The organism is Luteitalea sp., assembly GCA_009377605.1.
GTDB lineage: Bacteria > Acidobacteriota > Vicinamibacteria > Vicinamibacterales > Vicinamibacteraceae > WHTT01.
The window spans coordinates 25,833-26,118 of the sequence record WHTT01000088.1 but is presented as its reverse complement, the minus strand read 5'-3'; the positions used below and the strand labels follow the sequence as shown (position 1 = coordinate 26,118).

At 63.6% G+C, this 286-nt stretch carries 1 protein-coding gene and 1 pseudogene (1 of these 2 running past the window's edge); both read right to left on the bottom strand.

All coding sequences use genetic code 11. The features are described from left to right. A partial coding sequence (locus GEV06_22865) for an oxidoreductase (GenBank protein MPZ20723.1) occupies positions 1 to 261 on the bottom strand: 261 nt, incomplete at its 3' end. Next, positions 258 to 286: pseudogene (locus GEV06_22860) on the bottom strand (twin-arginine translocation signal domain-containing protein); it runs 655 nt beyond the window's last position. The pseudogene GEV06_22860 and the gene GEV06_22865, both read right to left, overlap by 4 nt.

The following is a 286-nucleotide window of genomic DNA, read 5'->3' as shown; positions in this document are numbered from 1 at the left end:
CACGATCACTTCTCCCTGCTCGTTGGCGCAGCCGTCGACTTGCCTGATGGTTGCGTGCAAGTGCACGCCATTCTCGTGCGCGTAGTCGATACTGAAGAAGTCATACTGGTCGCCGGTTTGCCGCCGCGCACGACCGCCCATGCCGACCGCCCGCACGGGCGGCCCGCCCATCACCCACAAGATCCGGTCGACGTGGTGGATGAACTGCTCCACGAGGCAGTCGCCGGAAAGCCACGTCCAATTGACCCAGTCACGGATCATGGCCTCCATGTCCGACCAGTCTGGC